The organism is Staphylococcus sp. GDY8P196P, from assembly GCF_017891705.1.
Lineage (GTDB): Bacteria > Bacillota > Bacilli > Staphylococcales > Staphylococcaceae > Staphylococcus > Staphylococcus ureilyticus.
Genome location: NZ_JAESJS010000003.1, coordinates 197,063 through 211,335 on the forward strand (window position 1 = coordinate 197,063; position 14,273 = coordinate 211,335).

The 14,273-nt window shown below is 33.9% G+C and carries 12 protein-coding genes; all 12 read left to right on the plus strand.

Annotated elements, in window-relative coordinates:
- Positions 1 to 40 precede the first annotated feature (40 nt).
- The 12 genes from KA814_RS00945 (at position 41) to KA814_RS01000 (ending at position 14,252) form a co-directional block, all read left to right on the plus strand.
- On the plus strand, positions 41 to 1,195 hold the full coding sequence (locus KA814_RS00945; protein WP_064209250.1) for a thiolase family protein: 1,155 nt from the start codon (positions 41 to 43) through the stop codon (positions 1,193 to 1,195).
- Positions 1,195 to 2,475 (plus strand): hydroxymethylglutaryl-CoA reductase, degradative, encoded by a 1,281-nt coding sequence (locus tag KA814_RS00950; RefSeq protein WP_046206745.1) that lies wholly within the window; start codon positions 1,195 to 1,197, stop codon positions 2,473 to 2,475. Before KA814_RS00945 ends, KA814_RS00950 begins: the two co-directional genes overlap by 1 nt.
- Positions 2,476 to 2,671: 196 nt before the next feature.
- Positions 2,672 to 3,646 carry an SMP-30/gluconolactonase/LRE family protein gene (locus KA814_RS00955; RefSeq protein WP_046206746.1) on the plus strand — a complete coding sequence of 325 codons (975 nt, stop codon included), beginning with the start codon at positions 2,672 to 2,674 and terminating at the stop codon, positions 3,644 to 3,646.
- A gap of 428 nt (positions 3,647 to 4,074) precedes the next feature.
- On the plus strand, positions 4,075 to 5,535 hold the full coding sequence (gene nhaC, locus KA814_RS00960; protein ID WP_081254269.1) for a Na+/H+ antiporter NhaC: 1,461 nt from the start codon (positions 4,075 to 4,077) through the stop codon (positions 5,533 to 5,535).
- Between the two features lie 246 nt (positions 5,536 to 5,781).
- Positions 5,782 to 6,657, plus strand: coding sequence for a cidABC operon transcriptional activator CidR (gene cidR / locus KA814_RS00965; protein WP_046206747.1), 876 nt, complete (start codon positions 5,782 to 5,784; stop codon positions 6,655 to 6,657).
- A 422-nt stretch (positions 6,658 to 7,079) separates the two neighbouring features.
- Positions 7,080 to 7,466: a CidA/LrgA family protein gene (locus KA814_RS00970; protein ID WP_046206748.1), complete on the plus strand. Its 387-nt coding sequence runs from the start codon at positions 7,080 to 7,082 to the stop codon at positions 7,464 to 7,466.
- Positions 7,467 to 8,153, plus strand: coding sequence for an LrgB family protein (locus KA814_RS00975; protein WP_046206749.1), 687 nt, complete (start codon positions 7,467 to 7,469; stop codon positions 8,151 to 8,153).
- 81 nt (positions 8,154 to 8,234) lie between these two features.
- A complete protein-coding gene (locus KA814_RS00980; protein ID WP_046206750.1) occupies positions 8,235 to 9,977 on the plus strand; it encodes a pyruvate oxidase in 1,743 nt (580 codons plus the stop codon).
- Positions 9,978 to 10,436: 459 nt separating this feature from the next.
- Entirely contained in the window at positions 10,437 to 11,831 is a 1,395-nt protein-coding gene (locus KA814_RS00985) for a YfcC family protein (RefSeq protein WP_064209252.1), read from the plus strand.
- A gap of 184 nt (positions 11,832 to 12,015) precedes the next feature.
- Positions 12,016 to 12,585 (plus strand): GNAT family N-acetyltransferase, encoded by a 570-nt coding sequence (locus KA814_RS00990; RefSeq protein ID WP_064209253.1) that lies wholly within the window; start codon positions 12,016 to 12,018, stop codon positions 12,583 to 12,585.
- A 139-nt stretch (positions 12,586 to 12,724) separates the two neighbouring features.
- Positions 12,725 to 13,240 (plus strand): VOC family protein, encoded by a 516-nt coding sequence (locus KA814_RS00995; protein WP_046206753.1) that lies wholly within the window; start codon positions 12,725 to 12,727, stop codon positions 13,238 to 13,240.
- A 28-nt stretch (positions 13,241 to 13,268) separates the two neighbouring features.
- Positions 13,269 to 14,252 carry a D-cysteine desulfhydrase family protein gene (locus KA814_RS01000; RefSeq protein ID WP_064209254.1) on the plus strand — a complete coding sequence of 328 codons (984 nt, stop codon included), beginning with the start codon at positions 13,269 to 13,271 and terminating at the stop codon, positions 14,250 to 14,252.
- Positions 14,253 to 14,273: the final 21 nt, after the last annotated feature.

The window sequence follows — 14,273 nt, forward strand, 5'->3', positions numbered from 1 at the left end:
AAATACAATGATTTACCACATGTTCAGAAGGAGAATAATAATGAAAAAAATAGCAATCGTAAGTGCCAAGCGGACACCTATAGGAAAATTCAGAGGAAAATTAAGTAATTATACTGCAGTAGAATTAGGTACAAAATCGTTAGAAGCTGCAATGTCAGCAATTAATCTCAAACCTGAAATGATAGAGCAGGTCATTTATGGCAATGTACTTCAAGCTGGAAATGGTCAAAATCCTGCGCGACAAGTTAGTATCAACGCAGGTGTACCTAATACTACACCTGCGATGACTATTAATGAAGTCTGTGGTTCAGGATTGAAATCGATTATATTAGGCAAACAACAAATTCAATTAGGTGAAGCAAAAGTAGTAGCAGTAGGCGGCATTGAAAGTATGACCAATGCTCCCCAAATATTACTTAATGAAGATGCAGCGCCAGTAGAAAGTTTTATGCATGACGGTTTAACTGATGCATTTCTAAATGTACCAATGGGCATTACTGCAGAGAAAATAGCAGAAAAATATAATGTTACACGAGCACAACAAGATGAATTTGCGAATGACTCGCAACATAAAGCGGCACAAGCTTCCAGCTCAGGTAAATTTGATAATGAAATTGTTCCCTTAACAGATAGTGAAGGCCAATTAATGACAGCAGATGAAGGTATTCGTGGAAATAGCAGTGTTGAAAAATTAAGCACATTAAAAACAATATTTAAAGAAGATGGTACTGTCACAGGAGGGAATGCTTCAAGTATCAACGATGGCGCATCAACAATTATTTTGATGGATGTAGATTATGCAAAACAAGAAGGATTTGAAATTATTGCAACATTAGGTGAACACGCGGAAATTGGCTGTGATCCTGCCTATATGGGGTACGCACCGTACCATGCAGTGACGGAATTATTAGCAAAAGCTAAGAAAGATATAAATGATATTGAAGTTGTAGAAATGACAGAAGCATTTGCTGCTCAAAGTATACCGGTTAAAAATAATTTGGGGATACATCCTGATAAGCTTAACTTATACGGTGGTGCTATTGCTATAGGTCATCCTATAGGTGCGAGTGGAACGCGGTTGGTGACAACTTTAGTGAATATCTTATCGCAAGAAAATAAACAAAATGGTATTGCAACTGCATGTATTGGTGGCGGTTTAGGTATTGCATTATATGTAGAAAAGGGGGATGCATGATGTTACCATTAGGCAAAGATTTTCGTCATTTATCACGTGAAGAAAAGTTAAACTGTCTAGTCGAATATGGTTGGTTGAATAAAGAAAATCAGGATATGTTATTAACACATCCTTTAATTCCAGAAGAAATAGCTAACAGTTTAATTGAAAATGTGATCGGTCAAGGTGCATTACCTGTCGGATTACTACCTGAAATTATTGTAGATGACAAATCATATGTTGTTCCAATGATGGTTGAAGAACCTTCTGTTGTTGCAGCTGCAAGCTATGGTGCAAAATTAGTTAATGAAACAGGAGGTTTTCATGTCATCGCTAGTGAGCGGTTAATGATTGGACAAATTGTTTTTGATAACGTAAAGGATACCCAACGCTTATCTCAAAATATTAAAAATCTTGAACCAAAAATTAAGCAAATTGCAGATGAGTCTTATCCCAGTATTATTAAAAGAGGTGGCGGTTATCGTCGAGTTGAAATAGATACTTTTCCTGAAGCACAGTTCGTATCACTCAAAGTATTTGTAGATACGAAAGATGCAATGGGCGCTAACATGTTAAATACAATATTAGAGGGGATTTCTGCATATTTAAAAACAGAAATTGAAGATGTAGATATATTGATGAGTATTCTTTCTAACCATGCCACTGCTTCTGTGGTTAAAGTACAAGGCGAGATAGATGTCCAATCACTATCGAAAGATGGACGTGACGGGGCCAAAGTAGCACATAGAATGGAAAGGGCATCTGTGTTAGCGCAAGTAGATATTCATCGTGCAGCAACACATAACAAAGGTGTTATGAATGGTATTCACGCAGTTGTCTTAGCTACAGGTAATGATACACGCGGCGCTGAAGCCAGTGCTCATGCTTATGCGAGTAAAGATGGACAGTATCGAGGCATAGCTACTTGGCAATATGATGCATCACGTCAAAAATTAGTTGGTACGATTGAGGTTCCAATGACATTGGCAACAGTTGGTGGAGGGACACGTGTATTACCTATTGCACGTGCTGCCTTAGATTTAATGAAAGTTGACTCGGCACAAGAACTTGGTCATGTTGTAGCTGCAGTTGGTTTAGCTCAGAACTTCGCTGCATGTCGTGCACTTGTTTCAGAAGGTATTCAAAAAGGTCATATGAGTTTACAATATAAATCATTAGCAATTGTCGTAGGTGCTCAAGGTGACGAAATTACGAAAGTCGCTGAATTGTTAAAAGAAAAGCCGAGCGCAAATGCGGCTATGGCAGAACAAATTCTCAATCAAATGAGAGAAGCACATTAGTAATTAAATGATGTTTTTATAATAGGTGTAATCGTGTCTTTAAAACATTTTATATGAAAGGCGGAGTGATGATACATTGTTTTCATTACTCCGTCTTTTTGTACAATCAATCATTGTGAATTAAACTATAAATATTTTATTTTGGGATTTGAGTTCAATATAATATAAATGAAAAGATTAAAAGAAATGAGGGAATATGATGGGCAATAATATACCGGCATTATCATATGATCACACGAATCATTCTGTGGTGCCACTTTTAGCATCGGAACAAAGCCTACAAACAATTACTGCAGAACCGTGGCTGGAAATTTCAGATGAAGGATTACAATTAGAAGGGTTATGCTTTAATAGAAATGGAGATTTAACACTTTGTGAAGTATTTGGTGGAACTATCTTTCACGTGACTTTACCAGACAAAAAAGTCACTCAGCTTTTTAAATCACATAAAGAAAATCCTGCAGCTGTTAAAATCCATAAAGATGGAAGACTATTTATTTGTTATTTGGGTGATTTCGAACGTTCGGGTGGCGTGTTTGCGGTTAATGCTGAAGGAAAAGCAGAAGAAACGATTGTGTCAGACATTGATACAGAATACTGTGTGGACGATTTAGTGTTTGATAGTAAAGGTGGATTTTATTTCACTGATTTTAGAGGATACTCTACAAATCCTAAAGGCGGTGTATATTATGTTGCGCCAGATTATAAATCCATAACGCCTGTGATTCAAAATTTAGCAGTTGCTAATGGCATAGCTTTAAGTACTGACGAAAAAACACTATGGGTAACTGAAACAAATGCGAATCGATTACATCGCATTGATTTACTAGAAGATGGCGTGACCATTGCACCATTTGGCGCTTCTATACCTTATCATTTTACTGGCCATGAAGGGCCAGATTCATGTTGTATAGACAGTGATGATAATTTATATGTTGCAATGTACGGACAAGGCAGAGTGTTAGTGTTTAATAAAAAAGGTTATCCTATTGGACAAATTTTAATACCAGGACGCGATCAAGGGCATATGCTTCGTTCAACACATCCTGCATTTATTCCAGGTACGGATCAATTAGTGATTTGTGCCAATGATATTGAACAAGGTGGCGGTTCTTGGATTTATACAGCAAAGGGATTTGCAAAAGGTCATCATAGCTACCAGTTTCATTAAAGTAAGATAAAAAAGCGTTTTAAGTCATTGAGTGGGACAGGAATCTCGATTTCTTAAAAAGGTTTCGTCGTCTCATCGCGACAAGAACAACAGGCATTAAACAAAGCATAAAGTGATTAACTGAGCTAAAGTACATGTTTAACTCCTACTAACTTAATGACTGACAATATGAAAGTCTGGGACGAATCAACGTCGTCCCAGGCTTTTTCAGTATACACTACCTTTGTTAGTAGTTTTTATATATTAATTATGTAGAAATCATAGCATTAAATTGTTAATTGAAGTTTATAAACACGATCGTAAGGCGAGGTGCTTTGTTAATTTTAAGTATAACAATAAATTAATTGAGATAAAATTCATTAAAAATTTATAAATACACTATTGAAAGCGCATACATTTTTAAGTATGATATAAATTAACAAAGGTAGGTGTTTGCTATTTTAAAGTCAAAAGATAAGGATAATGATGAAAAACAGGATTTAAAGAAGCCGTTAGGAGTTACGTCGGCAGTTGTTACATTGTCAATTATGATTATTACTATGTTAATAACTGTGGCGGTATTAGAAAAAGAACCTCATATACCATTAATGATAGGTACTGCGGTAGCGATTATTGTGACAATGCTACATGGTTATGAATTTAGTGAAGTAGAAGAAATGATGTACAAGGGTATACGGCATGCGTTGCCAGCGATTGTTATTATTATACTTGTAGGTTTAGTTATTGGTTCATGGATTGGTAGTGGTGTTGTAGCAACGATGATATATTATGGACTACAATTAATAGATCCGCGGTATTTTTTAGCAGTTGTAGTTATATTATGTGGTGTTGTAGCGTTAGCGATTGGAAGTAGTTGGTCTACAATGGCGACTGTTGGTGTAGCTTCAATGGGGATTGGAGTTAGTATGGGGATTTCTCCTGGTATGGTTGCTGGTGCAGTCATTTGTGGTGCTTATTTTGGGGATAAGATGAGCCCATTATCGGATACAACAAATCTTGCTTCAGGCTTATCTGGCGTTGAATTATTTGAACATATTAAGCATATGTTCTATACAACTATTCCGGCAGTAATTATTGCATTAATTGCATTTTTCTTTATTGGTATGCAGTATGGCAATAAAAATTTTGATACGAAACGCATCGATGCAATTCTTAGCACTATGCAAGATAATTTTGTAATTTCACCATGGTTGCTGTTAGTACCTTTAGTAGTTATTGTATTGGTCACGTTCAAAGTCCCAGCGATACCAGCCATTTGCGTCGGTATTATATTTGGTTTTTTTGCTCAAATTTTTGTGCAAGGTGGAACAATAACAGAAGCGCTGACAGCTTTGCAAACAGGATATACGATTGAATCAGGTAATAAACTTGTAGATGAATTATTTAATCGAGGCGGATTAGAATCAATGTTTTATACGATTTCATTGACCTTAGTAGCGATGACTTTTGGTGGTGTGCTGGAATACTCAGGCATGTTATCTGCATTGATTTCAGTGATTTTAAAAGTAGCGAGAACAACTGGTTCATTGATTGCATCAGTCATTGTTTCTTGTATTGGTACTAATTTTACATGTTCAGAACAATACATATCTATCATTGTACCTTCTAGAATGTATGCGAGTGCTTTTAAAGACAAGGGTTTACATCCTAAAAACTTATCTAGGGCATTAGAAGATGGTGGAACGTTGACGTCAGTATTCGTTCCTTGGAACACGTGTGGCGTATTTATTGCATCAACGCTAGGCGTATCGGTAATGGAATATGCACCATTTGCTATTGTGAATTACACTGTTCCTATAATTTCAGTCATTTTTGGCTACATTGGGTTTAAAATAATTAAATTAAAAGATTCAGATAAGGCGCATACAGATAATACAAACTTAGCTTAATTTTTTGAATTTTATAAAAATTAACCATTTAATCTAAACAGAGGAGAAAACAAGTGAAACTTACTTGTTTTCTCCTTTTATAGTGAAATTTAGCACAAAAATTTGATCACTCAAGTTACTTTGGCTTGTCAACGTACTAATCATGCTAATGTTCCAAATGATGAATTGATTTAAAAGATTGAAAAAAAGTTATTTAACCGTATACTAGGATATACAAATTGAAGTTTAATATAGAGGAGCATATATATGGATATTAAACATATGAAGTATTTTGTGGAAGTCGTAAATCAACATGGTATGACAAATGCATCTAAATCATTATATATCGCCCAACCAACAATAAGTAAAGCGATCAAAGACATTGAAAAAGAATTGGATATGCCACTGTTTGATCGAAGTAAACGCCAACTTGTACTAACAGATGCTGGCTCAGTTTTTTATCATAAAAGTAAAGAAATCCTATCTTTATACAAAGATCTACCTAAAGAAATTAATAGTCTACTAGGTTTGGAAACAGGTCATATTAGTATTGGTTTGTCTGCAGTCATGAATATGAATAAATTTATACATATTTTAGGTGAATTCCATCAACAATATCCTAATGTAACTTATAATTTAGTGGAAAATGGTGGCAAAATGATTGAACATCAATTAATTAATGATGAAATTGACATCGGTATTACAACTTTACCAGTAGACCAGTCTATTTTCCATTCGTTGCCGTTATATCAAGAAGAGTTGAAATTAGTTTTGAATAAAGAACATCGTCTTGCGCAATATCAACAAGTGAAAATGAGCATGTTAAAAGACGAAGACTTTATCCTTTTTAATGAAGATTTTTACTTGAATGATAAAATTATTGAAGCAGCAAAGAATGCCGGTTATATACCTAATACAATATCTAAGATTTCACAATGGAACTTTATTGAAAATCTGTTAAATGCTCATCTAGGTGTCAGTATTTTACCGGAAAATATCGTAGGTTTATTAGACAGTGACTTTAAAAATATAACACTTGAAGATCCAGGCATGAGTTGGGAATTAGGTGTGATATGGAAACGAGATAAATATTTAAGTTATGCAACCAGACAGTGGATAGATTTTATGAAGCAACGTTTATAAAAGAAGTAGATAGGCGCTACGTACTTATCTAAGGGTATGAGCAACATTTGAATAGAATGATTAGCTCAATAATGCGTTAATAATCGTGTAAATGTTAATCATGATGTTAAATAATCCGTATATTTGTGGGAGTAGTTTGGGAATCAAAAGAATGTTTTGTTTTCAAACCTATTCCCGCTATTTTTTAGCTGTAAAAACCGATACTTAAAAAGTCATTTGAAAAGATACATCGAAAAATAGTCGATCAAATTAATAGGTTATAGCTATTTGGAATATGTAAAATCGCTTTCATAGAAAATAGTAATAGGTATTATGAAAAAACAATATTTTTATTATATTTAATGGCGCGTTATACTTAGTCATGTAATCAAAAAAGTAGTTAAAAGTCAGCAGTTCAAAAGTATTAAAAAGGGTGATGAGTATTGCAGGTAGCGCTAAAGATTGTCAAAATTATGTTTCAAGCATTAATTATTATGGGTATTACTTTTATTGGTAATAAAATTCAAATGATTTTTGATATTCCGATTGCAGGCAGTATTGTTGGATTAATTTTATTTTTCTTATTACTGCAATTTAAAATTATTCCGACAAAATGGGTAGAAGAAGGCTCTAAATTTTTCTTAGCTACCATGGTATTTTTCTTTGTTCCATCTGTCGTAGGTATTATGGATGTCGCTAGTATGATTAATATTAATTTTGTTTTATTCTTTATCATGATTGTTCTAGGCACATGTTGTGTTGCTTTAATTTCAGGCTTTATTGCTGAAAAAATGGTTAAAGCTGAACAATACGGGAATGGTCAAGATTAGATGGTACTTCTAAAAGCATTGTTAATGATACTATTGACAGTTTGTATGTACGTTGGAGCAAAAAAATTACAATTTCAATACCGAAGCCCATTTTTAAACCCTGCCCTTATATCATCGATTGGAATTATCGTTGTATTATTATTATTTAACTTAGATTATCAACAGTACATGGTCGGTGGTAAGTGGATACACCAACTATTAAATTGTACAGTTGTAACATTAGCATATCCACTATATCAAAATCGTCATAAAATATTAGCTAATGGTAAAATTATATTTAGCAGTGTAATTACAGCAGTAATTTTGAACTTTGCATTTGTTTATGTCATATTAAAAATGTTTGGTTATTCAAAAGAAGTTATTGTTACGATGTTGCCAAGATCAATTACAGCTGCAGTAGGTATTCAGGTATCTCACCAAATGGGTGGTGTTGATGCCATAGCAGTGTTATTTATCGTTGCAACTGGTTTAATCGGGAGCATTTTAGGTGCATATTTGATTAAGTTCGGAAGATTTAAAACTTCTATTGCAAAAGGCCTAACTTTTGGTAATGCATCACATGCTTTTGGTACAGCTCAAGCACTTGATATTGATTTAGAAGCAGGCGCGTTTAGTTCAATTGGAATGATTTTGACTGCATTATTAAGTTCAATCGTTCTCCCGATACTCATAATCTTTTTATATTAAGCAATAGTGTTAAAGCACAGTATTAACTATTTTAAGGGATAATAAATAAATCGTTAAAATTTGGAAGGAGCAATTTTTACAATGGCAAAAATTAAAGCAAATGAAGCATTAGTAAAAGCATTACAAGCATGGGAAATAGATCATTTATATGGTATTCCAGGAGATTCTATAGATGCAGTAGTAGATAGTTTAAGAACTGAAAGAGATAATATTGAATTTGTTCATGTGCGTCATGAAGAAGTAGCAAGTTTAGCAGCTGCCAGTCATACAAAATTAACTGGTAAAATTGGTGTTGCATTAAGTATCGGTGGACCAGGTGTCGTTCATTTACTTAATGGTATGTATGATGCCAAAATGGACAATGTGCCTCAACTTATTTTAGCAGGACAAACAGATAGTACAGCACTAGGAACAAAAGCATTCCAAGAAACAGATATCAGTAAAATGGTAGACGATGTGGCAGTCTATAATCGTCAAATCTCTGAAAATGATAAAGATATATTTGGTATTGTTAATGAAGCTATTCGTACAGCTTATGAGAAAAAAGGTGTTGCAGTTTTAATTCTGCCAAATAACCTATTGACAAACAAAGTGAAAGATACAACAAATACACCAGTGGACACTGCGCCACCAGCACGTATTGCACCAAAACCACGTAGCATCAAAAAAGCTACTAAGTTGATCAACAAAAGTAAACGTCCAGTTATGATTATTGGTACTGGTGCTAAACATGCTAAAGATGAAGTGAAAGAATTTATTGAAGCGGTTAAAATTCCTTCAATCATTACTTTACCAGCAAAAGGTATCTTAGCTGATGCACACCCATATAATTTAGGTAACTTAGGTAAAATTGGTACTAAAGTATCTTATCAAACGATTCAAGATGCTGATTTACTAATAATGGTAGGTACAAACTATCCTTATGTTGACTATTTACCTAAGAAAAATATCAAAGCAATTCAAATCGATACAAATCCAGAAAATATTGGTCATCGTTTTGACGTAAATGCTGGTATTATTGGTGATAGCAAATTAGCATTGCAACAATTAACAGATAGTGCTAAACATGTGAAAAATCGTGACTTCTTAAATAAAACATTAGAAAGAAAAGCGACTTGGGATTCTTGGATGGATAAAGATAAAGCAGATGAAAGTTCACCAATTCGTCCAGAACGTCTAATGGATGCAATCAACCAAGTAAAAACAGATGACGCGATTTTCTCAATCGATGTCGGTACATCTACTGTTTGGTCAACACGTTATTTAGATCTAACAGTGAATAATAAGTTTATCGTTTCTAGTTGGTTAGGTACGATGGGCTGTGCGCTACCAGGTGCATTGGCAGCAAAACGTGCTTATCCTAATCGTCAAGTAGTTGGTATAGCAGGCGACGGTGCATTTGAAATGGTAATGCAAGACTTTGCAACAGCAGTTCAATATGATTTACCAATGACTATATTTGTTTTAAACAACCAAGAATTATCATTTATTAAATATGAACAACAAGCTGCTGGAGAGTTAGAATATGCAATTAACTTCACTGACATAGACTTAGCGCAATTTGCTGAAAGTTGTGGTGGTGTTGGTTATACACTTAAAGATCCAAATAGAATTGATGAAGTCGTAGAAGAAGCAATGGCTCAAGATAGACCAACAATTGTCAATGTTTATGTTGATCCAAATGCTGCACCATTACCTGGTAAAATTGTAAAAGATGAAGCTATTAACTATGGTAAATGGGCATACAGATCTATTACAGAAGATAAAAAATTAGATTTAGATGAAATTCCACCAATGTCAACAGCTGTCAAACGTTTCTTCTAAATCATTATAAATAAAAGATTCAGAGACTTTAATTTCTCAGACTAAGATTAAACGCCAATTCCTATTGAAATATGATAGGAATTGGCGTTTTTTGCTTTGTAAAGTTTTGTATCAAGTTGCGGCCGGATTTTAATAAATACAAAGTGATTTTGTAGCGTGCTGACGCCTAGGGAAAAGATATGAGTGAGAGACTACAGGCTCGAATCATATTCCCAGGCAAGCATGCACGGACAAAATCACAATATTTTAATTATCAAGAGATTAATAATACACTTTTTAAAACTTTTTCAAAAAGATGATTTGATGATTTAATTTAAGATATTTAAAAATAGATTGAAAATTCAGCATAATATCTATAAAGTGTATTATTATAATAGTTATTTATTAAATTGATTTATCAGGTCAGTTTTAAGTCACAGTATTTTTCAATTAAAAACAATTTAATGGGGGATATTTAAAATGTTCAAATCAATTTTCAAAAGGATGACATTTAAAACGCCGCATACATATGCATTGTTGTTATTTATCATTGTTGTAGCAAGTCTCCTCACATATTTAATACCAGCAGGGGAATATGCACGTGAAAAAAAAGACGGACAAACATTGGTTATATCAGGTTCATATCAAGAAGTATCACAACATGGCGTTTCGTTTTTTGATATATTTCGGGCGATTCCGGAAGGGTTATTGAGTGGAGGAGAAATTGTATTTTACATTTTCTTAGTAGGTGGCGCATTCGGTATTGTTCATAAAACAGGAGCCTTTGAAAATGGTGTGAATAAAGCTATGAGCACACTAGGTTCTTATAAAGTATTGATGATTCCTTTGACTATGACGATATTTTCTATATTAGGATTTTCAATTGGATTAGCAGAAGAAACAATTATCTTTGTTCCTATTGGGATTATTATAGCGAGAACATTAGGATATGATGCGTTGACAGGAGCTGCAATGGTTATACTTGGAGCAGCAAGTGGTTTTATTGGTGGTATGTTAAATCCATTTACTGTTGGTGTCGCGCAATCTGTAGCGGAGTTGCCACTATTTTCAGGATGGGGACTGCGTTCGATTATTTATATTTTTATTTTATTGGCAGCTATAACAACAGTAATGATATATGCACGTAAAGTGAAACAAGATATGTCGAAAAGTATTGTTTACGAACTGGAACAAGCTGAAGGACAGTCAACGGCAACGATGGATACACCACGCTTTACAAAGCGACAAAAAGTAGGTTTATTACTCATTGTTGCAGCGATTATATTAAATGTGTTTGGTATTTTTAATTATGGTTGGTCCTTTAACGAAATGAGTGCTAATTTCTTATTAGCAGGTTTACTTGCAGGTGTCATTGGTGGATTGGGCATCAATGGGACTTTTGAAGCTATGATAGAAGGTATGAAAGATATTTTATTTGGCGCAATGATTGTTGGTTTTGCTAAAGGTATTATTGTTATTTTAGAAGATGGGCAGGTAATAGATACCATCGTCCATGGTATGACTACTTTGCTTACAGATGTCCCTTCGTCGGCAGTAATTATCGCGATGTTTATCTTACAATTCTTTTTAAATTTCTTTATACCATCAGGTTCTGGACAAGCATTAACTACTATGCCACTCATGGTGCCAATTTCCGACTTGTTACATATCAATAGACAAATTACTGTACTTGCATTCCAATATGGTGATTCAATCAGTAACGTCTTATTTCCAACTTCTGCAATTTTAATGGGTGCTTTAGCTGTTGGAAAGATATCCTATACACAGTGGCTAAAATTTGCTTGGAAATTAATTTTAGTGTGGGTCATTATATGTTGCATTGGTATGTCAATAGCCCTGATGATAGGTTATTAATCAATATGGATTAAGTTATACAATTAAGTTGAAATTTATGTTGTTAGGCGTAGTATCTGATATTAAAGTATGAATTGAATATTGGATATACGCCTATTTTTATATTATTAATTATTAAAATGTTGAAATATTCAGAAATTACAAATAAGATATGAGATAAGACACTAGTAAAGAAGGTGAGGCAATGCAATATAGACCATTTATAGAAATACTGCCAAAAATTACATTGAGACCGCCAGATCTTAAAATGGCCGAGGCATTATTTGAAACCATTCAAGAAAATTTCGCGCATTTATCTCGATTTTTAGATTTTATTACAGAGGATCTCACTGTAGATGCAGAAAAATCATATTTAAAAATGATGATACAACATCAAGCTGAAAGTAAAGGTCAATTATTTCTAATCTATTACGAAGATAAATTGATTGGCACAATAGATTTACATAAAATAGATTTAAAAAACAGCAAAGCAGAAATAGGTTACTGGCTGGCGAAAGGCTATACAGGTAAACGAATTGTGACAGAAAGTGTTGCATTTATATGTGGCTATGCATTTAAAATTTTAGGACTGAATAAACTCACGATTATTGCTGATGTGCGAAATATTGCTAGCAATAAAGTTGCTGAAAATGCAGGTTTTCATTTTGTCGCTACTGACGTTCAAGACATGAATGATGGTGAAAATTTTCAAGATATGAATCGCTATATTTTATTAAGAGATCATTATGATTTGGCAGAAAATAATTCAACGTAAGATTGATTGTCTATATCAAGCATGCTTAATTGTATCTGGTGTATCCAATACTCAAGCAATTGTTAAATGATTGAAATGACCCATATTTACTTTGGCAATACGCTGACAAAAAGATGATAAAAAGGGGGTTACGGACTTGATGGCTAGAGGCATTAATCATATTGGTTTAACTGTACCTGATATTGAAATAGCAACAGCTTTCTTCAAGGAAGGTTTAGGTGGTCGTATTGCTTATGATAGCCAAACTAAAATGGATGAACCTAGAGGAGGTCAATTTGTTGAACATGTATTAGGATTGGAGAATGGCGCTGAAATTGTAAAAAAAAGAATGATGGTGTTTAATGATGGTCCTAATATAGAGATGTTTGAATTTGTACAAGCCAACCAAAAAAGCGCCGTAAATTTACAAGATATTGGTTATACACATATTTCGTTTTACGTGGATGACTTTGAAACATCGCTTAATAAAATTAAACAAGCTGGGGGACGACCTATCTCTGAACCTCATAGTAATACAAAATATGAAGATACAGATGGTAATCGTACTGTATATGTGAAAACACCATGGGGAAGTTTGATTGAATTACAAACAATACCAAATGGTTATTACTATCCTAAAGATAGCGAGGCAAGCGTATTTATTCCAGACGTGTAAGAAATATTGACACAGGAGGTCAAAACTAATGTTAAGCAAAAAATTAGATGTCGCCAACTTACCCACACCTATTCATAAGTTAGAGCACTTAAGTCAACGTTTAGGCAAAGAAATTTATATTAAAAGAGATGATTATACTGGCACAGAAATATCAGGGAATAAAGTAAGAAAGTTAGAGTATACGATACAATATGTAATTGATCATGGATATGATACGATTATTACAACCGGTGCAATCACATCTAATCATGCTAGAGCAACAGCAGCACTATGTGCAAAGTATCAAATTGAATGTCATCTCGTACTAAAAGGCACCATGAAAGCTTTTGAAGGTAATTTATTTTTAGACGCTATGTTTGGCGCACATATACATGTGATCGACGACAATCAGTCTAGAGAAATAGCGATGACTCAATTGAGACATACACTAGAAGGCAAAAATAAAACACCTTTTATGATACCAACGGGTGCATCAGATTGGATAGGCACGCATGGTTATATCAATGCCTTTGAAGAAATTTTAAGACAAGAAGCCGAATTAGGTTGTCATTTTGACTCTATTAATGTCGCCGTAGGTTCAGGTGGCACATATGCTGGTTTATGGTTTGGTAAGCACAGTAATAAAATTGATACTAAGATAATTGGCTATGCAGTCAATGAAAGTGCAGCGACCTTTAAAAATAAAGTGCAAACAATCATTAATCATTTAGATGAAAGCATAGACACATTCGATACAATCACCATTAACGACTGTTATATTGGATTAGGTTATGCGCAAGCAACAGATGAAGAATTAGCATTTTATATTGACATTGCACAACTAGAAGGTATTGTATTAGACCCAACTTATACAGGGAAAGCTTTTAGAGGTATGGTTAAAGAAATTCAAGCAGGAAAATATGATGATCAACAAGCAATTTTGTTTATTCATACGGGTGGTTTACAAGGTTATACAGAAGAAACAAGAACACGTATTCAACAATTGCTGCCACATTTCGATAATAATTTATAATAAATTGAGATTGAGGATTAT